The following is a 19,928-nucleotide window of genomic DNA, read 5'->3' as shown; positions in this document are numbered from 1 at the left end:
GCCATGAACACGTGCGGGACATCTTGGTCCTCGGCGGCGCCGGGGTCGATACCACGGTGTACGTGCCTGAGCTGCCGTTGCCGTACCGGGACACCTATCAGGTGCCACCGGTCGTCGACCGGATCGGCAACACCGGCGCCGGGGTGGCGCTCGGCTGCCATGCGCTCGGGCTGGACGTCGCTTTCGCCGACCTGATCGGGGACGACCCGCAGGGCACGCTGATCCGGCACGCGCTGCGCGACCTCGACTGCTCATGGGGTCCGGCCAAGGCGGGCACGCGCAGGAGCGTGCTGCTCGTGGGCCCCGACGGCCGCCGCACCTCCTTCTACGACGCCAAGGTGACGCCCGGCGAACGCCTGCCCAGGGAGTCGTACGCGGAGGTCCGGGCCAGGCACGTGCACGTGTCGATCATGGACTTCTGCCGCCACGTCTATCCCGAGCTGGAGGGCGTGCCGATCTCCACGGACCTGCACGACTGGGACGGCGTCAACGACTACCAGAAGGACTTCGCCTACCGGTCCGACCTGGTGTTCCTGTCGGCCGTCGCGCTGCGGGACCCGGCCGCCACGATGCGCGGCATCCTGGCGCACGGCCGCGCCCACACGGTCGTCTGCACGCGGGGCGCCGACGGGTGCCTCGTGCTGACCCGCGACTCGGGCGTGCGCGCCTTCCCGGCCGCGCCGCTGCCCGGGCCGGTGGCCGACAGCAACGGCGCGGGGGACGCGTTCGTGTCCGGCTTCCTGTACGGGTCGCTGCGGGGCCGGCCGCTGGAGGAGTGCGTCAGGCTGGGCGCGATCGCCGGGGCACACGCCTGCACGGTGGCCGGCACCCACGAGTCTCCGATCAGCGAGTCTCTCCTGCTGAGCCGGGCCGCCGCCGCGTGACGCCGGCCGGGTCGTCGCGATCCAGCTCCCGCCAGGCCCGGCAGGCGAACGGCGGGAGCGACGCCAGCAGGTAGACGGCGGCGAACGCGTAGAGGGTCGCCGTGAGCCCGGTCAGCTCCGTGAGCGTGCCGGCGAGGAGCCCGCCCGCCGGCATGCCCGCGTACGCGGCGGCCGTCATGGTCCCGATCACCCGGGCCCGGAGAGGCGCGGGGATCCGGTCGTACTGGAGCATGCCGAGAATGGGGTTGATCGCCCCCGCCGCGAAGCCGGAGAGCACGGTCACACCGAGGGCGACGGGGAACGGCGCGCCGAGGGCCAGCACCAGGACGCGCGGCACTCCGGCGAGGAGAAAGCACAGCCCGTAGGTCAGCCTCCGGGGTAATCGCTCGCCGACGGCGCCGTAGCCGACGGTCCCGGCCAGCGCGCCCGCCCCGACCGCGCCGGCGAGCAGGCCGAACGCCCGGGGATCGTGCGCCACGTCCCTGGCGTACAGCGCCAGCAGCACCTGCGTCACGCCGGTGTCCAGCATGTTGACCACGACGAGCATCGTGGTGCCGCTCAGCTGCAGCCGGTCCCGCCAGAGAAACGCCAGCCCGTCGCGCAGATCGCGCAGATAGCCGCCACGCTCGGACACGCCGCCTTCCAGCCGCGGGATCCCGCCGATCAGGACCGCCGACAGCAGGAACGTCACTCCGTCGACGACGAGCAGCGCCCCGGCTCCGAGCCAGGCGATCAGCACGCCGGCGAGTGGCGCGCCCACCATGGCCGCCCCCCGGTAGACGCCGTCGTACGCCGCCACCGCCCGCTCGAGCCGCACGTCTCCGAGCGCCGCCAGCTCGGGGACCATGGCCTTGCGTGCCGTCTCCCCGGGAGTGGCCAGCAGCCAGCGCACGAAGAGCAGCCCCAGCAGCGCCGGATACGACAACCCGTCCGTCCACGTCAGCACCGGCATGGCCAGCACCACGAGCCCGCCGGCCAGATCGGACAGCACGCTCGCGCCCCGGAACCCCAGCCGGTCCACCAGCGTCCCGCCGAACGCGGCGGACACGACGATGGGGAACGTGGTGGAGAACGCCGCCACCCCCGTGAGCGCGGCGCTTCCCGTGCTCTCCAGCACGAACCACGGCACGGCCAGCAGGGAAAGCATGGTCCCGGTGACGGAGAGTGCGTTGGCGGCCAGCAAGGTGATGAATGAACGCCTCACGCGCGATGCCCCCGGCCAAGTTTTCCGCTTCAGCGTTCCTCAGGGCCGCCAAGCGGTCAAGGGACCCCACCTCGAATGGACAAACGTGATTCGGTACTACTATTGGGACGCATGATCCACTGGTCTGCCGAGGAGTCCCGTTCGTGAGCGTCGTGGTGTGCGGGGAGGCCATGCTGCTGATGCTGGCCGAGCCGGGTGTCCCCCTGGAGCGGGCCGTCGCCTTCCGCCGCTCGATCGCGGGCGCCGAGTCGAACGTGGCCGCCGGCCTGGCCAGGCTAGGCCACCAGGTGCGCTGGCTCGGGCGGGTGGGCGCCGACCCGGCAGGCGCATCGGTGCTGGCCATGCTGCGGGCCGACGGCATCGACACCCGCCACGCCGTCGTCGACCCGGACGCCCCCACCGGGCTGCTGCTGCGCGACAGCCACCCGTCCCGGGCGATCGACGTCCAGTACTACCGCGCGGGCTCGGCCGCCTCCCGGCTGGTGCCCGGGGAGCTGACGCCCGAGATGATGGACGGCGCGCGGCTCGTCCACGTCACCGGGATCACGCCCATGTTGTCGGACTCGGCGCACCTGGCCACGCTCAGGCTGCTCGACCTGGCCAAGGCCGCGGGCGCCACGATCTCCTTCGACCCGAACATCCGGCTCAAACTCGGACCGCCCGATCGGTGGCGGGAGCGGGTCGCGCCGCTCATGGGCCGCGCCGACGTGGTCTTCGCCGGCGCGGACGAGCTGGAGCTGCTCCAGGTGGACCCGGCCGGGCTGCCCGGGCTCGCCGTGGTCAAGCACCGCGACAAGTCGGCCGGCTGCGCGGGGCTGCGGCAGGAGGCGTTCCCGGTGCCCGTGACGGATCCGGTGGGGGCCGGGGACGCGTTCGCCGCCGGGTTTCTGTCGGGGATGCTGCGCGGGATGCCGTACGAGACGTGCCTGCGCGAGGGGGCGGCCGTGGCGGCGCTCGTCGTGCAGTGCGCCAACGACACCGACGGGCTGCCCGACCGGGTGGGCCTGGACCGCGCGCTGGCCGCGTTCACCGCGGCGGGGGAGACCGTGCACCGCTAGCGCGGACCGTACATCGTGAGAAGGGAAACCATGTTCCGCTGGGAGATCGTCCAGGCCGTCACCGAGCAACGGGTGTTCGGGATCGTCAGGGCCGCGGGTCCGGGCGAGGCGGTGGCCGCCGCCGAGGCCGTGCTGGACGCCGGGCTGCGGGCCGTGGAGGTGGCGCTCACCACCCCGCACGCCCTCACCGCCGTCGCCCGGCTCACCGAGCAGCGGCCCGGCGCGCTCGTCGGCGCGGGCACCGTGCTCGACGCCGCCGCGGCCCGCGCCGCCGTGGAGTCCGGCGCCCGCTTCCTCGTCTCGCCCAACCTGCACCCTGAGGTGATCCGGGCCGGCCACCGCTACGGCGTGCCGGTCTTCCCCGGCGTGTCGACCCCGACCGAGATCGTCCGTGCCCTGGAGGAAGGCGCGGACGCGGTGAAGATCTTCCCGGCGTCCGCGGTGTCGCCGTCCTGGCTGCGCGACGTACGCGCCGCGCTGCCGCAAGTCCCCGCCATCCCCACGGGAGGCGTCACCATCGACAACGCGCCGGAGTGGATCGCGGCCGGCGCCGTGGCCTGCGGCATGGGCTCCGCGCTCACCTCCGGCGGCGCGGAGGCCGCCGGCCGGCGCGTCGCCGCCCTGCTGGCGAGGCTCGCTCAGGAGGTGCAGCGATGACCGTCGCCGTCTACGTCGGCCCCGAGCCGGTGCCGGTCCTCATCGACGCGGTACGCCGCGCCGGCGGCCAGGTCGTGCCGCTGGAGCGCGCCGAGGCCATCGTCTACTACGGCAACGACGACCCCGCCGAGATACGCTCCATGATCCACGAGGGCATCCGGTGGGTGCAGCTGCCGCACGCCGGCGTCGAGCGGTGGGCCGCCGCCGGCGTCATCACCGAGCACCCCGTCTTCACCGCCGCCACCGGCTCGTACGGTCCCGCCGTGGCCGAGCACGCGCTCGCCCTGATGCTGACGGCCGCCCGCGACCTGCACCGGCACGCCAGGGCCACCCGATGGGGGAGCAACACGTCACGGGAGTTCGCCGGCTCGACGGTCGCGATCGTGGGCTGCGGCGGCATCGGCCGCGCCCTCATCGGCATGCTGGAGCCGTTCGGCTGCCCGGTCATCGCGGTCACCGACCGGGGCGACGCGCCCGGCGCGGTCAAGGTCGTGCCGCGGGCCCGCTACCGCGAGGCGCTGCCGGAGGCCGACTACGTGGTGGTCGCGGCGCCCGCCACGCCGGACACGAGGGGCATGATCGGCGCGCCTGAGTTCGCGCTCATGCGGAAGTCCGCCTGGCTGGTGAACGTCGCCCGCGGCGGGCTCGTCGTGACCGACGACCTGGTGTCGGCGCTGCGCGCCGGCGACATCGGCGGCGCGGCGCTCGACGTCACCGACCCCGAGCCGTTGCCCGACGGGCATCCGCTGTGGGGCATGGAGAACGTGCTGATCACGCCGCACTGCGCGAACCCGCGTCCCGCCTACTGGCGCGGGCTGGCCGAGCGGGTCACCGCCAATGTGCGGTTGCTCGGCGCGGGCGCGCCGTTGGAAGGCCGGGTCAGCCCGTCCCAAGGTTTCTAGGAGTCCAGGATGATCCTGGCTCCCGTGCTCAGCCCGGAGTCGTGCACCTCCAGGCCCGTGGGCTGGAGGTGCTTCGGCAGGTCGAACACCAGCGTGCCGGTGAACGCGCCGCCGGGCTCGATGCGGATCGGCGTGATCTCCTTGCCGCTCTTGTCGAGCAACTTGGTGCCGCCGTGCAGGGCGTCGTCCTCGTCGATGAGCTTCTGCTGGCCTGGGTAGAGCACCCTGGCCTCATGGCCCAGGTTGTCGATCTTCACGCCGATCTGGCAGGTGCGCTTCGTCGCGGCCTTGGCAGGCTTGGGGCACTTCGTGCTCGTCACGGCGAACCTCAGCTTGCCGTCCTGCACCGGGCCGTCCGCGCCCTGGGCCGGCGACGAGCGGAATATCGAGGCAAGCGCGGCCAGCAGCAGCACCAGCAGCACGGCCGCGATCACCAGCGCGGTCAGGCAGCCCGCGAACACACCCCGCTTCGGCCGCGCGGGGCGGTAACCCGGCAACGGCCCCTGGCCGGTCGTGGCGTGGTGGGGCAGCGGCCCCCGCCGGCTCGGCAGCGGCCCGGTCCGATCCGGATGCGGTCCACCCTGCCTGGGCGGCTGGGGCGCCACGCCCGGCATGGGCCCGGTGCGGTCGGCGTGCGGCACGGGTCCGGTGCGGTCGGCGTGCGGCGGCTGCGGCGCGCGTCCGGCGCCTGGCGTCGGACCCGTGCGGTCGGCGGGCGACGGTTGCGGCACCCGTGAGGCCCCCGGCGTGGGCCCGGTGCGCTCCGCCGGCGGCGGCCCCTGCGGGCCTCGCGCCTCGATGTGCGGTGGCTGCGGCCCCACGCCCGGCACGGGTCCGGTCCGCTCGGCCGGCGGCGGTCCCTGGGGATGGCGCGCGTCATGGGACGGTGCCACCTGAGGGCCGCGGGCGTCTTGGGACGGTGCCACCTGAGGGCCGCGGGCGTCTTGGCGCGGGCCGCGGGGATCGCCATGCGGCGGGCGGGCGGTGCCCGGGACGGGGCCGGTGCGTTCCGGCGGCGGGACCGCGTGCGGCCCGTGGGCGAGCGGCGCGAACTCCGACGGGTTCCACGCGTTCGTGAGGTGCTTGGTCGCGGCCAGCTGCGCCGCCGGTTCGTCGGCCGCCTCCACCAGCTCCAGCAGCAGCTGCCTGGCCGACGGCCGCCGCGCCGGGTCGGGATGGATGGCCGCCGCCACCAGCCGGTCCAGCGGCGTCGGCAACCCTCGAAGGTCAGGCGGCGCGGTACGGGCCCGGGCCGCCATCACGTACGCGTCCCCCTCGCCGAACGGATGCCCGCCCAGCCCCGCGTACGCGATCAGCGACCCCCACGCGAACACGTCCCCCGCCGGGCTGGTCCGCCCCTCGAAGACCTGCTCGGGAGCGATCCATCCGGGAGTGCCCATGACCATGCCGGCGTTCGTGTGCCGGGAGTCGACGTGCGTCGACCGCGCCAGCCCGAAGTCGATCACCCGCGGTCCGGCCAGCGTCAGCATGACGTTCGCCGGCTTGAGATCGCGGTGCACCAGGCCCGCCGCGTGGATCGCGGTCAGCGCGGCCGCCACGCCCACGGCGGCCGCGTGCAGCACGGACGGCGACAACGCCCCGTGCTCGATCAGGTGGTCTTCCAGCGAGATGCCGTCGATGTATTCGGTGACGAGGTAGAGCACGCCCCGGTCCTCGCCGTGGTCGAGCACCCGCGCCGTGCAGAACGAGGCCACCTTGCGGGCGTTGGAGACCTCTTCGTGGAAACGCGCACGGTAGACCGGGTCGGCGGTGAAGTCCCTGCGGATCGCCTTGAGCGCCACCCGCGACCCGTCGGCGGCCTTGGCGAGGTAGACCACGCCCATGCCGCCGGAGCCGAGACGGCTGACCAGCTCGTAGGAGCCGATCGCCGGCGGGTCTTCCGGCTTCAGCGGAGTGCCTGCGGAGCGCCCCAACGTCGCCGTCCTCTCGCCGTCGTCATCCCGTCTCAACCGGAACCGTTCCTCCCCTGGGCCCCTCGTGCTGCCGCAACCCCGAACCGTCCGCCGCCCGGCATGCCTTTTGTACCCCAGACTCTAACGGAGGTCGAAGGTCTACGTTGGCCACTGGGCTTGACCAGGCATGGGTCAGGAGTGTGCGGGTTTGCGACGGGCCGGGCGCATCGTCACCCGCAGTCGCGCGACGTTGAGCGTGTACGGGAGCGGCCGGTGCGGCGACAACAGCCGGCCGACCGGTTTGGGCCGGGCGGTCCGCAGGATGCCGCCCAGGAAGGCCGTGCCGACCGCCAGCGTGAGGTGCACGCCGTCGCAGCCGGGACGGGCCCACCATTCGCCCGCCGCGGTGCCGTCGAGCCAGATCTCGGGCGCGAACGTGTTCGCGTACGGCAGGCGCGCGCTGCGCTGGTGTGCCGCGAGCGGGACCAGCACGGTGGTGCCCGCGGGCAGGGTGGTGCCGTACCACTCGGTGTCCGCGGCGGTGACCCGGGACAACGCCGGCACCGGCGGCCACAGGCGCAGCGCCTCGCGCAGGCAGGCCCGCAGATGCTCAGGGTCGGCGCGGGCCGCCTTGCGGTGCCCCGGGTGGGCGGCGAGCAGCGCCAGCGTCTGCATGAGGCCGGTCGCGGTGACGCCGAGCCCCATCATCCAGAACGCGGCCTGCATGAGCCGGCGCGACTCGGTCTGGTCGCCGGAGGTCTCGGCGATCAGGCCGGCCAGGCTGCCCGGCTCGGCGCGGCGCAGGTGGTCGAGGATCCGCGTGTCGTAGCGGCCGGAGAGGATCTCCTGCCGGCGCCCGGCCCGCCGCCTGCCCAGCCGCGCCAGCAGGCTGGTGAGCTCCTCGTCGCCGGCCGCGCCGGCGCCGTACACGCAGCGCCTGGCCACGCGCTGCCAGCGGGCGTCGAGCCGCTGGTAGTCCACCACGCCGTCGGTCAGCTCCGCGGCCTCCTCGCGGGCGATCTCGATGAACGCCGGGCGCAGGACGTCCATCGGCAGGTTCAGCTGCCGCTCCTGGAGGGCCGGCGCGTAGTCGCTCCGCTCCTCCTCCAGCACGCGGAGCGCGTCGCGTTTGGACAACACCAGCAGCGCCGGGCCCCTCGGGCCGCGTACCAGCACGGGGCGGGCACCGTACCGGGACTCGAGGTCGGCCAGCAAGGGCCTGGCGCGCAGCGGGTCGCGCCCGGGTGTCACGTGCGGCGCGCCCGGGGGCACGAGGGCGGCCGCGAGGCGCAGGCTCTCCAGCGTGGTCGCCCTCGGCAGGCCCCTAGGCACGCGAGGCCTCCCCGACCGGCGTCCTGCGGACCCGTGCCCGGCGGACCACGGGCGTCTCCTGGATGGCCGGAGCCGGAAGGAAATCCATGCCCCGATGTGATCGCTGCGGCGCGGCGCCCGCAATCACGGGTTTCGGTCACTGGAACGCTATCGGCCGCGGACCGGTGGAGCGTTCCAGTGACCGGAACGGCTACACGCCGAGGAGCGCGGCCGAGATGGCCTGGGCGGCCCCGCGCACGGCGATGCCCAGCCTGCCCAGCGGCGCCGCGTGGGCCCGCGCGGCCACCCCCAGAGCCATGCAGATCCGGCCGCCGGGGCCGAACACCGGGGCCGCCACGCAGACCACGCCCTCGATGAACTCCTCCTGCGCGTACGCCACACCGTGCCGGCGCACCTGGGCCAGCTCACGTTCGAGCCCGGCCAGGCTGATGATCGTCCGGCGCGTCATCCGCTCGAACGAGCCGCGCGCCAGCACCTCCTCGCGCAGCTTCGAGTCGAACGCGAGCAGCGCCTTGCCGGTCGCCGTGCAGTGCAGCGGCGCCCGGTCCAGCCCGTCGGAGGGGGAGCGGACCCGGTTGTGGCCGTACAGCCGCTCGACGTAGCGGGCCTCCATGCCGGAGGGCACGGCCAGGTTCACCGTCTGCCTGGTGGTCTCGTACAGGTACAGCAGGTACGGCAGGACCACCGGGCGCGTGCCGGGCACCCGGGCGCGGGCGATGCCCGCCATCGACTCCAGCAGCTCGCCGGGCAGGTAGCCGTTGCCCACCCGCGTGGCCAGCTCGCGGGAGCACAGCACGCCCAGGATCCGGTGCGCGGTCGACTTGGGCAGGCCCGTGCTGCGGCACAGCTGCGCCAGGCTGACCGGTCTGGAGGCCGTGCTCAGCGCCAGGAGGATGTCGATCCCCCTCTCCAGGCTCCCCGGCTGCGCCACCGGGCGATCGTCGACGAGCTGCGGTGCTTGGCTGACCGTTTGCGTGAGCATCAATGTCCCTTCGCTCTCCGAGAGCAAGAGGGGGGGTCCCCGAGGAAGCGCTTTTACATTTCCAGCCCTACCCGGCCGCCGCGTTCCCGAATACCCTGCTCATGGCCTCACTCCGTGAGGCGGGCTCGGTCGCCATATGCCGTCACCTTCCCCCGCTCTGGTCGCTGCGCTCCCGCCGCTCCTCCAGGCGCCGATGAGCTCCGCGTACACTGACACTGCCACCTCGCCTGGCGTTCTGGCCCCTATGTCCAGACCCGCCGGGACGTGCACCCGATCGCCTCCCTCCACGCCCGCCAGCACCGCCGCGCCGCGTTTGCGGCTGGCGATCAGCGCGACGTAGGGCACGCCCTTGGCCAGCGCGGCGCGCAACACCGGCTCCTCGCCGACGCCGTGCGAGGCGACGAGCACGGCCGCCGTGTCGTCGGCGATCGCCGCCAGCGGATCCGCGGCGGCCTCCACCTGGTAGCCCATCGCCTTGCCCACGGCGGCGAAGGCCCGGGCGATCGGGCTGTCGCCGTACACGTGGACCAGGACGGGCGGCAGCACCGCCTCCAGGAAGATCTCCAGCGTGCCGCCGGACAGGCACGGCTGGCCCACCGCCACCAGCCCCTCCTCCTCGTACGGCTCCTCGGCCTCCGGCGTGATCCGCAGCAGCGTGCTCTCCCCGGTGCGGAGCAGCCGCAGCCCCTGCGCCCGCACGGTGTCGGTGGCGCACACGCCGCCCACGAACCCCTCGATCGTGCCGTCCGGCAGCACCAGCGCGCGGTCGCCCGCCTTCGCGCTGGTCGGCCGCTGCGCCCGCACGACGGTGGCCAGCACGTACGGCTCCCGCCCCGACCGCAGCTCCGCCACCCTGGCCTGGAGGTCCAGGGCAGCCGGCGCCCGCTTGCGGGGCGCCGGCATGCCGAGGAATTCGCTCATGGAATGGCCAGGTCCGTGCGGAACGGGTCGCCGTTGATGACGCGCCACACGTTCGCCGGGGTGAGCGGCATGTCCGCGTGCCGCACCCCGTACGGGCCCAGCGCGTCGATCACGGCGTTGACCACGGCCGCGGGGGAGCCGACCGTGGCCGACTCGCCCACGCCCTTGGCCCCGATCGGGTGCGTCGGCGACGGCGTCACCGTCTCGCCCAGCTCCCACGACGGGCACTCCATCGAGGTCGGCAGCAGGTAGTCCATGAACGACGCCCCCAGGTGGTTGCCGTCCTCGTCGAACGCCATCACCTGCATGAGCGCCATCCCGACCCCGTCGGCCAGCCCGCCGTGGATCTGCCCCTCGACGATCATGGGGTTGATCCGCACCCCGCAGTCGTCCACCGCCACGAACCTGCGGACCTTCACCTGACCTGTCCCGGGGTCGAGGTCCACGACGCAGATGTACGCCCCGAACGGGTACGTCAGGTTCGGCGGGTTGTAGACGGTCACCGCGTCCAGGTGGCCCTCCACACCCTCGGGCAGCTCCAGATTGGAGTGCGCGGCGAGCGCGATCTCGGCCATGGACTTGCCGGTGGCCGGGTCACCCACGACCGACCACTTGCCGTCGGCCCACTCCAGGTCGTCGGGTGCGGCCTCCAGCATCGCCGCGGCCACGATCTTGGCCCGGTCGCGGACCTTCCTGGCCACGATCGCCGTGGCCGCGCCGGAGACCGGGGTGGAGCGGGAGCCGTACGTGCCCAGCCCGAACGGCGTCTGGTCGGTGTCGCCGTGCACGACCTCCACGTCGTCGGCCGGGATGCCCAGCTCCTGCCCGACGATCTGCGCGAACGTGGTCTCGTGCCCCTGGCCCTGCGACTGGCACGACACCCGCAGCACGGCCTTGCCCGTCGGGTGCACGCGCAGCTCGGCGCCGTCGGCCATGCCGAGGCCCAGGATGTCCATGTGCTTGCGCGGGCCCGCGCCCACGGCCTCGGTGAAGAAGCTGACGCCGATGCCCATCAGCTCGCCCCTGGCCCGCTTGTCGGCCTGCTCGGCGCGGAGCTTGTCGTAGCCGATCATGTCCATGGCCAGGCGCAGTGCCCTGGGGTAGTCGCCGGAGTCGTACTCCCAGCCGGTGGGGGAGTGGTAGGGGAACTGCTCGGGCTTGAGCAGGTTGCGCATGCGCAGGTCGGCGGGGTCCATGTTGAGCTCGGCGGCCAGCACGTCGACCATGCGCTCCACCAGGTACACGGCCTCGGTGACGCGGAAGGAGCAGGCGTAGGCGACGCCGCCGGGGGCCTTGTTGGTGTAGACGCCGGTGACCTCGCAGTGGGCGGCCTCGATGTCGTACGAGCCGGAGAAGACGTGGAAGAACCCGGCGGGGAACTTGGTCGGCTGCGCGGTGCCGTTGAACGCGCCGTGGTCGGCCAGCACCTTCACCCGGATCGCCTGGATCTTCCCGTCGCGGGTCGCGGCGATCTCGCCGTGCATGTGGTAGTCCCGGGCGAAGGCGGTGCTCATGAGGTTCTCGGAGCGGTCCTCCATCCACTTGACCGGGCGGCCGGTGACGATGGAGCCGACGATCGCGCAGACATATCCAGGATAAATCCCGACTTTTCCGCCGAAGCCGCCGCCGATGTCCGGTGAGATCACCCGGATCTTGTGCTCCGGCAGCCCCGCCACCATCGCGTACAACGTCCGGTGCGCGTGCGGCGCCTGCGTCGGGCACCAGATGGTGAGCTTGCCGGTGACCTTGTCGAAGTCGGCGACCGCGCCGCACGTCTCCAGCGGCGCGGGGTGCACACGCGGATAGAGCATGTCCTGCGCGACCGTCACGTCCGCCTGCTCGAAGAGCGCGTCGGTCCGGGCCCGGTCGCCCGCGTCCCAGTCGAAGATGTGGTTGTTCGCCCGGCCCTCGAGGTCGTCCCTGATCACCGGGGCGTTCTCGTCGAGGGCCTTCCTGGCGTCGATGACCGCGTCGAGGGGCTCGTACTCGACGTCGATCAGCTCCAGCGCGTCGCGTGCCGAGTAGGCGTCCTCGGCCACCACGAAGGCGACCTCCTGCCCCTGGAAGCGCACCTTGTCCGTGGCCAGCACCGCCTGCGTGTCCTGCGACAGGGTGGGCATCCAGGCCAGGCCGAGGCCGGCGAGGGTCTGGCCGGTGATGACGGCCTTGACCTTCGGGAGCGCCTCGGCGGCGCTCGTGTCGATGGAGACGACCCGGGCGTGGGCGTGCGGACTGCGCAGCACGGCTCCGTACAACATGCCTGGGAGCCGCACGTCGTCGGTGTAGTTGCCACGCCCCCGGATGAAGCGGGCGTCCTCCTTGCGGTGCATGGGTCCGTAGCTCATTGCCTGGCCTCCGACTCGGCGACTTTCTGACTCGCTTCGGCAGCCCACCGGATGGAACGGACGATGTTCTCGTAACCGGTGCACCGGCACAGCTGTCCCGAGATGGCCTCGCGGATCTGGCCCTCGTCGGGGTCGGGCACGCGGTCGAGGAGCGCACGAGCGGTCAGCAGCATGCCCGGCGTGCAGAATCCGCACTGGAGCCCGTGGCACTCCACGAACCCCTTCTGCACCGCGTCCAGCTCGCCGTCCCGCTCCAGGCCCTCCACCGTGGTCACCTCGTGGCCGTCGGCCATGACCGCCAGCACCGTGCACGACTTGACCGGCACGCCGTCCAGCTGAACCGTGCAGACGCCGCAGTTGGAGGTGTCGCAGCCCCAGTGGGTGCCGGTCAGGCTCAGCTCGTCGCGCAGGAAGTGCACGAGCAGCAGCCTGGGCTCGACCTCTCTCGTGTGCGGCTGCCCGTTCACCGTCACCGTGATCCGCATGTCAGATCCTCCCTTCCGTCGCGGACCCGGCGACGTTCGGATCCGTCGCGGACCCGGCGACGTTCGGATCCGTCGCGGACCCGGCGACATTCAGATTCGCCCTGGTCAGCGCCCGCTTGGTCAGTTCGCCGGCCAGGTGGCGCTTGAAGTCGGCGGGGCCGCGCTGGTCGGCGTGCGGCTCGCAGTGCTCGGCCGCGATCCTGGCGGCCTCGGCGAACGTCTCCTCGCCCGGCGCCTTGCCGCGCAGGAATTCCTCGGCTTCGGGGGCGCAGAAGTGCTCGGCGCCGACCGCGGTCAGCCCGATGCCCGCCTGCGCGATCACGCCGTCCCGCACGGTGATCACCGCTCCGGTCGCCGCCACCGGCCAGTCGCCGACGCGCCGCTCGACCTTCTCGTACGCGCTGCCGGTGCCGGGTGCGATGGGCACCCGGAGCTGGATCAGCAGCTCGTTCTCCGCGACCGCGGTCTCGTACGGGCCGCGGTGGAATTCGCGGAGCGGCACCGTACGTGTGCCGCCCGGGCCCTGAATGACTGCCGTCGCCCGTAAGGCCGAGAAGACGGCCGACAAATCCTCAGAAGGGTCGCCCTGGCACAATGAGCCCCCTACGGTCCCCCGATTTCTTACTATCGGATCGGCAATAACTCGCTCCGCGTCCCGAAATATCGGGAAAAGGTTGGTTGCGGTAGTGCTGTCGAGCAGCTCCGCGTGCCGTACCAGCGCGCCGATGGCCAGCTCATCGCCCTCCACGGCGATCCGCCCCAGCTCGGCCAGGCCGTTGATGTCGATGAGTGCTTCGGGCTGGGCCAGGCGCAGCTTCATCATCGGGATGAGGCTGTGACCGCCTGCGACGATCCTGGCGTCAGGACCGTACCGCTCCAGGAGCTCGATCGCGTGCGGCACGCTGTCGGCTCTCTCGTATTCGAACTTCGCCGGAACCTGCATGAGTGCACACTGCTGTTACCGATTTGTCGCGACAATCCACAAATAAGGGATTCCTTAATGTGCTCCGGCCCTCTATGAAGAGGGGGTGACACTTAGCCAGCTCGGCGCGTTTGTTTTCGTCGCCCGTCTGGGATCCGTCAAGGCGGCGGCCAGAGCGCTGGGCGTGAGCGAGCCCGCGGTCTCGCAGTCACTGGCCCAGCTGCGCAAGCACCTCGGGGACCCGCTGCTGACCCGGTCCGGCGACCGGATGGTGCTGACCGAGGGCGGGCGGCGGTTGCTGGGGATCGCCGCGCAGATCGTCGCGCTGGGCGCCGAGGCGGTCGCGGCCGTCCAACCGGGACATCCCGCCCGGCTGCACGTGGTGATGGACGCGGGGCTGGCCGAGTACGTCGCCGGGCCGCTGATCTGCCTCTTCACACAGCGCAAATCGGTGGACACCTCCACCGGGGTGGCGGCCACGGCCGAGGTGCCGCTGCTGCTGGCCAGCCGCCTGGCCGACGTCGCGCTCGGCGCCCAGGTGAGCGGGGCCGGGCTGGTCAGCCGGCCCGTGCTGCGCTGCCGGCTCATCGTGGTGGGCGCACCGCGCGGGAGCCGGGACCACTGGCTGGTCGGCCCCTCGGGCACCGATCCGGCCAGTGACACCAGCCGGCTGCTGCGTGCGCTGCGGGTGCCGGAGTCGCAGGTGCGGGTCTTCGCGAACCAGACGGCCGCCTGGAAGGCGGCCGCCGAAGGCGCCGGCGTCGCGCCCGGCACCGCCCACCTGGTGTCCTCGCAGCTGCGCCGGGGAGAGCTGGTCACCATCGAGACTCCGGCCACCCCGCTCGCGGCCTACTGGTACGCGACCACGCTGGAACCCGCCCACCGGTCACTCGCGGCCGGCACGTTCCTGGACTTCCTCACGACGCCCATGGCCACCCAGGTGATGCGCACCCCGGAAGACGGCGTTCCACGCAACCGCTTCCGTCCCCCGGTCCACGTCTCCATCTGGAGTTGACGCCGCGGTCCCGTGGATGGCAAAGCCTGCGGCGTCCCGCGCCGCCGGACGCGTGGGTCAGCGCAGGGCGGCGGCGTCGGCGGCGAGCTTCTCCACCCGGGCCCAGTCACGCCCGGCCAGCGCGTCCGCCGGGGTGAGCCAGGTGCCGCCGACGCACCCGACGTTCGGCAGCGCGAGGTAGTCGGGCGCGGTGTTCACCCGGATCCCGCCGGTCGGGCAGAACCGCACGTCCGGCAGCGGCCCGGCCAGCGCCTTCAGGTACGGCACGCCGCCCGCGGCCTCCGCGGGGAAGAACTTCAGCTCCTTGATCCCCCGCTCCACCAGCGCCATCGCCTCCGACACGGTGGCGGCCCCCGGCAGGTACGGCACCCCGCTCGAGTCCATCGCCTCGACCAGCGACAGGGTCGTCCCCGGCGAGACCAGGAACCTCGCCCCCGCGGCCACCGACGCGGCGATGTCGTCGGTGGTCCGGATCGTGCCCGCTCCCACCATCGCCTCGGGCACCTCGTCGGCGATCCTGGCGATCGCCTCGCGGGCCACCGGCGTGCGCAACGTCACCTCGATGACCGGCAACCCGCCGGCGACCAGCGCGCGAGCAATCGGCACGGCGGTCTCGACGTCCTCGATCACCACGACGGGGATCACTGGGGCGAGATCGAGCAAGCTCATCGGTTCTGTCTCCTCATCGGCCCTCGCGGGCCGTCTCGTACCGAAACGCCGGCCCCTCGTGGGCCGTCTTGCTACCGGGCGCCGGCCATGCGGGGCCGGCGCCGATTGTCAGCCCACCAGCTCCCTGCGGGCACGCTGGCTCAGCCAGGCGGCCGCCCCCGTCAGCGCCGGCTGGGGCGCGACGATCAGCGCGGTCCCGATGGCATCCAGATATGCCGCCATATCGGGATTTGCGGCGAACCGCGTGCGGAAGCTGCTGGTACGCACGCGTTCCACGATACGTGGCAGCACTCCACCGCCCAGGTACACCCCGCCCCGCGCGCCGAGCGTCAGCGCCACGTTGCCGGCGAAGCTGCCCAGCATCCCGCAGAACACCTCGATCGTCTCTGCGCACAGCGAGTCGTCGAGCCTGGCCGCGATGTCGGAGGCGGTCAGGTCGGGCGCGCTGACGCCGTTCACCCGCGCCAGCGCCCGGTGCAGCCGGACCAGGCCGGGACCGGACAACACGTGCTCGGCCACCACGTGCGGCAGGCCCTCCGCCTGCAGCACGCGGACGACTTCCAGCTCCCGCCGGTCCACCACCGGCACCGTGACGTGGCCGCCTTCGCCGGGGATCGGCGTCCAGCCGTGCTCGGTCGGCACCAGCCCGCCCACGCCGAGCCCGGTGCCGGGGCCGAGCACGGCCTTGACCCCGTAGCCGAGCTCGGGCCCGCCCAGCGACACCAGGTCGCCGCCGTCCAGATGCGGCAGCGACACGGCCAGCGCCTCGAAGTCGTTGAGCAGGCGTGCGTACGGGATGCCGAGATCCTGTACGGATCCGGACCAGGCCGAGTTCGTGAGCCGGTACCGGTCGCCGTCGATCGGCCCGGCCAGCGCCAGGCAGGCCGCCCCCGGTCGTGCTCCGCCCGCGTGCTCCGCGAGGTAGGCGGCCACGGCATCGGGGAGGGTGGCGTAGCCGGCCCCGGCCAGGACCGCGACGTGCGAGGGCCGTGCGCCCAGCGAGGTGACCAGGCCGAATCTGGCGTTGGTCCCCCCGATGTCGGCGACGAGCCACGGAAGGTCAAAGGCACTCACCACACACCTCCGGCATTCAGGGCAGCGTCAAGATCGCTCGCCTTCAACGGAAGGATGCCACGGACGCTCACGCCATCCCAGAAGGGGGGGTGAACGCCGACGGCGGCCGGGCGCGCGTGGGCGGCGCCGACGCTCACCGGGCGAGTCCGGCGGGGCGGGCGCCCACCGGGGTGCCCGTCTCCAGGTGGGAGGCGCCGGCCTCGGTGGGGAAGCCCAGTCCGGGACCGTGGTGCGGCGACTCGGCGCCGCTCACCCCGAAGATCCCGGCACCCTGCTCGGCGTGCCCCGCCATCCGGCGGAAGGCCGCGAACAGCTCGCGCCCCGTGCCGACCCACTGCGCGTCGCTCAGCGGCCGTCCCTCGGGCGCCCGCCGGGCCAGCTCCTCGGCCGGAACCAGCAGCTCCAGGGTCCCCGCCGCCGAGTCGAGCCGGACCACGTCGCCTTCGCGGACCAGGGCGATCGGCCCGCCGTCGGCCGCCTCGGGCGACAGGTGGATGGCCGCGGGCACCTTCCCGGAGGCGCCGGACATCCGCCCGTCGGTGACGATGGCCACCCGCTGCCCCCGGTCGAGCAGCACCGCCAGCGGGGGCGTGAGCTTGTGCAGCTCGGGCATGCCGTTGGCGCTCGGCCCCTGGTAGCGGATGACCGCCACGAAGTCCTGCCCGTCCAGCTCGCCCGTCTCGAACGCCTTCAGCAGGTCCAGCTGGTCGTCGAAGACCTTCGCGGGGGCCTCGATGACCAGATGCTCGGGCTTGACCGCCGACACCTTGCTGACCGCCCGGCCCAGATTGCCCTCGACCATGTGGATCCCGCCGTCCGCCGAGAACGGCTGGGCAACGGGCCGCAGCACGTCCAGGTCGGCGCTCCCGCCCGTGACGGGCGCCCACACCAGCGAACCGTCCACCAGCGACGGAGCCTCACGGTAACGGTCGAGGCCCGGGCCTGCCACGGTCATGACGTCGCCGTGCAGCAGCCCCTCGTCCAGCAGGTCGCCGATGAGCACCTGCATGCCGCCGGCGTCGCGGAAGTGGTTCACGTCCGCCTGGCCGTTCGGGTAGATCTTGGTGAGCGACGGCACGACACCCGAGAGGCGGGCGAAATCATCCCAGGTCAGCACCATGCCGGCGGCCGCCGCCATGGCGACCAGGTGCAGCGTGTGGTTCGTGGACCCGCCGGTGGCCAGCAGCGCGACGCAGGCGTTCACGATCGCCTTCTCGTCGACGAGCTCGCCGATCGGCGTGTACTCCGCTCCGTGCGCGGTGATCTCCACCGCCCGCCGCCCGGCCGCCTCGGTCAGCGCGTGGCGCAGCTCGGTGTGCGGGTTGACGAACGTCGACCCGGGCAGGTGCAGGCCCATGACCTCCATGAGCGCCTGATTGGAGTTCGCGGTGCCGTAGAAGGTGCAGGTGCCGGGGGAGTGGTACGACTTGGCCTCGGCGTCGAGCAGCTCCTCCCGCCCGACCTTGCCCTCGGCGAACAGCTGCCGGGTGCGCGCCTTGACCTTGTTCGGCAGCCCCGAGGCCATCGGCCCGGCGGGCACGAAGATCGCCGGCAGGTGCCCGAAGTGCAGCGCCCCGATGAACAACCCCGGCACGATCTTGTCGCACACGCCCAGCAGCAGCGACGCGTCGAACATGTCGTGCGACAGCGCGATGGCGGTGGACATGGCGATCACGTCGCGGCTGTAGAGCGACAGCTCCATGCCGGCCCGCCCCTGGGTGATGCCGTCGCACATCGCCGGCACGCCGCCCGCGACCTGCGCGACGCCGCCGGCCCGGCGCACGGCCGCCTTCAGCTGCGGCGGGTACGTCTCGTACGGCTGGTGGGCGGAGAGCATGTCGTTGTAGCTCGTCACGATCGCGACGCCAGGCTTGGCCGTACCCCGCAGAGCCGGCTTGTCCTCGGCGTTCGCGGCCGCGAAGCCGTGCGCCAGGTTCGCGCAGCCGAGGTGGGCGCGGGCCGGGCCCTTGGCCTTGGCGGCCTCGCCGTCGCGCCGGATCCGCGCCAGGTAGGCGGCGCGGCTGGTCGCGCTCCGCTCGGCGATCCGGTCGGTGATCTCCTGAATGACGGACTTCACAGTTCCTCCTCGTGCCACGCGCGACCGCTGCGGCCGAGCAGTTCGTTGGCTCCGGCGGGGCCGGTGGTTCCGGCCGGGTAGGCCTCGGGCAGGGCGGGGTCGGCCTTCCAGGCGTCCAGGATCGGGTCGATCCAGCGCCAGGCCGCCTCGACCTCGTCGCGGCGCATGAACAACGTCGGGTTCCCGGCCAGCACATCGCTCAGCAGCCGCTCGTACGCCTCCGGCACCCGTGTCGTGAACGTCTTGCCGAACGACAGGGACATCGGCACCGGCTTCAGCGTCACCTCGCCGGCCCCTGGCTCCTTGGCCATGATGTGCAGCTCGATGCCCTCCTCCGGCTGCAGCCGCAGCACCAGGCGGTTCGGCGCGCCGCCGGGGAAGATGGAGTGCGGCACGTCCTTGAACTGCACCACGATCTCCGAGCGGCGGTACGGCATGCGCTTGCCGGTCCGCAGGTAGAACGGCACCCCGGCCCATCGCCAGTTCTTGATCTCGGCCCGGATCGCGGTGAACGTCTCCACCCGCGCCGAGGCCTCCGTCGGCGGCGTGGAGCCGGGCTCGTCGAGGTAACCGGGCATGTCGCCGGCGGCGACGTACTGGCCGCGCACGGTGAAGCGGTCCGCCTCCGTGCCCGCGATCGGCCGCAGCGCCTGCAGGACCTTGACCTTCTCGTCGCGGATGGCCTCGCGGTCGTTGCGGGCCGGCGGCTCCATCGCGGTCAGTGTGAGGAGCTGGAGCAGGTGGTTCTGCACCATGTCGCGCAGCGCGCCCGCGTGGTCGTAGTAGCCGCGCCGGCCCGGCGTGCCGACGGTCTCGGCGGCGGTGATCTGGACGTGGTCGATCCAGAGCGAGTTCCAGACCGGCTCGAGGAAGGCGTTGGCGAACCGCAGGACCAGCAGGTTCTGGACGGTCTCCTTGCCCAGGTAGTGGTCGATGCGGAAGATCTGGCGCTCTTCGAAGATCGCGCCGACCTCGTCGTTGATCGCCTGGGCGCTCGCCAGGTCGTGACCCAGGGGCTTCTCCAGGACCACGCGCGAGCGCGGCATCACCAGCCCGGCCTCGGCCAGCTCCCGGCAGAAGGGCCCGAAGGTGCGCGGCGGGCTGGCCAGGTAGAACACCCGGTCACGCGACTCGAAACCGGACAACATCCCGGACAACGCGTCCCAACCGGACTTGTCCTCACGGCCGACGTCGACCGACACATGGTGCAGACGGGCCAGGAAACGCTCCCACGCGGCCGCATCGCCGGCCGGGACCTCGTCGCGGACTCGGCGACTTTCAGAGCCGTCGCGTACCTCGGCGTCCACCTTGCCGCGGAAGTCGGCGTCGGTCAGGCCGCCCCTGGACATGGCGATCACGCGGGTCTCCGGAGAGAGCCGTCCCTCCCTGTCGCTGTGGTACAGCGCCGGGAGCAGCTTGCGCATGGACAGGTCGCCGGTTCCGCCGAAGACGACGAGGTCGGCGGTGGGGGTGGGGCTGGTTGCCGGG

17 protein-coding genes are annotated in these 19,928 nt (G+C 72.8%); 5 read left to right on the top strand and 12 right to left on the bottom strand.

Going from position 1 to position 19,928, the window contains the following annotated elements; all coding sequences use genetic code 11:
• Positions 1-11: 11 nt before the first annotated feature.
• Positions 12-884, top strand: a complete 873-nt coding sequence (locus ETD86_RS07685) for a carbohydrate kinase family protein (protein WP_138665405.1) — start codon at positions 12-14, stop codon at positions 882-884.
• Here ETD86_RS07685 and ETD86_RS07680 read toward each other — a convergent pair.
• A complete protein-coding gene (locus ETD86_RS07680) occupies positions 844-2,088 on the bottom strand; it encodes an MFS transporter (RefSeq protein WP_170222936.1) in 1,245 nt (414 codons plus the stop codon). The two genes, ETD86_RS07685 and ETD86_RS07680, sit on opposite strands and share 41 nt — an antisense overlap.
• A 143-nt stretch (positions 2,089-2,231) precedes the next feature.
• On the opposite strand from ETD86_RS07680, the gene ETD86_RS07675 reads away from it, so the two are divergent.
• From ETD86_RS07675 to ETD86_RS07665, 3 genes are read left to right on the top strand one after another with little or no spacing between them, the layout of a single operon-like run.
• On the top strand, positions 2,232-3,146 hold the full coding sequence (locus tag ETD86_RS07675) for a sugar kinase (protein ID WP_138665403.1): 915 nt from the start codon (positions 2,232-2,234) through the stop codon (positions 3,144-3,146).
• Between the two features lie 30 nt (positions 3,147-3,176).
• The gene (locus tag ETD86_RS07670; protein ID WP_138665402.1) at positions 3,177-3,803 is read left to right on the top strand and encodes a bifunctional 4-hydroxy-2-oxoglutarate aldolase/2-dehydro-3-deoxy-phosphogluconate aldolase; all 627 of its coding nucleotides are present in this window, start codon (positions 3,177-3,179) and stop codon (positions 3,801-3,803) included.
• Positions 3,800-4,705, top strand: a complete 906-nt coding sequence (locus tag ETD86_RS07665; RefSeq protein ID WP_138665401.1) for a D-isomer specific 2-hydroxyacid dehydrogenase family protein — start codon at positions 3,800-3,802, stop codon at positions 4,703-4,705. The genes ETD86_RS07670 and ETD86_RS07665 overlap by 4 nt, the downstream gene beginning before the upstream one ends.
• Here ETD86_RS07665 and ETD86_RS07660 read toward each other — a convergent pair.
• The 7 genes from ETD86_RS07660 to ETD86_RS07630 all read right to left on the bottom strand — a co-directional run bounded on the left by ETD86_RS07660 (position 4,702) and on the right by ETD86_RS07630 (position 13,626).
• Positions 4,702-6,675, bottom strand: coding sequence for a serine/threonine-protein kinase (locus ETD86_RS07660; RefSeq protein WP_138665400.1), 1,974 nt, complete (start codon positions 6,673-6,675; stop codon positions 4,702-4,704). The genes ETD86_RS07665 and ETD86_RS07660 overlap by 4 nt on opposite strands.
• A 135-nt stretch (positions 6,676-6,810) precedes the next feature.
• The gene (locus ETD86_RS07655; RefSeq protein ID WP_138665399.1) at positions 6,811-7,950 is read right to left on the bottom strand and encodes a cytochrome P450; all 1,140 of its coding nucleotides are present in this window, start codon (positions 7,948-7,950) and stop codon (positions 6,811-6,813) included.
• A gap of 190 nt (positions 7,951-8,140) precedes the next feature.
• Positions 8,141-8,932, bottom strand: coding sequence for an IclR family transcriptional regulator (locus tag ETD86_RS07650; RefSeq protein ID WP_138665398.1), 792 nt, complete (start codon positions 8,930-8,932; stop codon positions 8,141-8,143).
• 99 nt (positions 8,933-9,031) lie between these two features.
• A complete protein-coding gene (locus ETD86_RS07645; protein WP_211369888.1) occupies positions 9,032-9,853 on the bottom strand; it encodes an XdhC family protein in 822 nt (273 codons plus the stop codon).
• The gene (locus ETD86_RS07640) at positions 9,850-12,198 is read right to left on the bottom strand and encodes an aerobic carbon-monoxide dehydrogenase large subunit (RefSeq protein WP_138665397.1); all 2,349 of its coding nucleotides are present in this window, start codon (positions 12,196-12,198) and stop codon (positions 9,850-9,852) included. The genes ETD86_RS07645 and ETD86_RS07640 overlap by 4 nt, the downstream gene beginning before the upstream one ends.
• Positions 12,195-12,683 (bottom strand): (2Fe-2S)-binding protein, encoded by a 489-nt coding sequence (locus ETD86_RS07635; RefSeq protein ID WP_138665396.1) that lies wholly within the window; start codon positions 12,681-12,683, stop codon positions 12,195-12,197. The genes ETD86_RS07640 and ETD86_RS07635 overlap by 4 nt, the downstream gene beginning before the upstream one ends.
• 1 nt (position 12,684) lies before the next feature.
• Positions 12,685-13,626 carry an FAD binding domain-containing protein gene (locus ETD86_RS07630; RefSeq protein ID WP_138665395.1) on the bottom strand — a complete coding sequence of 314 codons (942 nt, stop codon included), beginning with the start codon at positions 13,624-13,626 and terminating at the stop codon, positions 12,685-12,687.
• Between the two features lie 85 nt (positions 13,627-13,711).
• On the opposite strand from ETD86_RS07630, the gene ETD86_RS07625 reads away from it, so the two are divergent.
• Positions 13,712-14,620, top strand: coding sequence for a LysR family transcriptional regulator (locus tag ETD86_RS07625; protein WP_138665394.1), 909 nt, complete (start codon positions 13,712-13,714; stop codon positions 14,618-14,620).
• Between the two features lie 57 nt (positions 14,621-14,677).
• Here ETD86_RS07625 and eda read toward each other — a convergent pair whose 3' ends face one another.
• The 4 genes from eda to zwf all read right to left on the bottom strand — a co-directional run.
• Positions 14,678-15,289: a bifunctional 4-hydroxy-2-oxoglutarate aldolase/2-dehydro-3-deoxy-phosphogluconate aldolase gene (gene eda / locus ETD86_RS07620; protein ID WP_138665393.1), complete on the bottom strand. Its 612-nt coding sequence runs from the start codon at positions 15,287-15,289 to the stop codon at positions 14,678-14,680.
• A 108-nt stretch (positions 15,290-15,397) separates the two neighbouring features.
• Positions 15,398-16,363: a glucokinase gene (gene glk / locus ETD86_RS07615; protein ID WP_138665392.1), complete on the bottom strand. Its 966-nt coding sequence runs from the start codon at positions 16,361-16,363 to the stop codon at positions 15,398-15,400.
• Between the two features lie 133 nt (positions 16,364-16,496).
• Entirely contained in the window at positions 16,497-18,440 is a 1,944-nt protein-coding gene (gene edd, locus ETD86_RS07610; protein ID WP_138665391.1) for a phosphogluconate dehydratase, read from the bottom strand.
• A partial coding sequence (zwf, locus tag ETD86_RS07605) for a glucose-6-phosphate dehydrogenase (protein ID WP_246147750.1) occupies positions 18,437-19,928 on the bottom strand: 1,492 nt, incomplete at its 5' end. The genes zwf and edd, both read right to left, overlap by 4 nt.

This window comes from Nonomuraea turkmeniaca (genome assembly GCF_005889735.1).
GTDB classification, from domain to species: domain Bacteria; phylum Actinomycetota; class Actinomycetes; order Streptosporangiales; family Streptosporangiaceae; genus Nonomuraea; species Nonomuraea turkmeniaca.
Note: the sequence above shows the minus strand (reverse complement) of the source record. Positions and strands in the feature narration are given on the sequence as shown.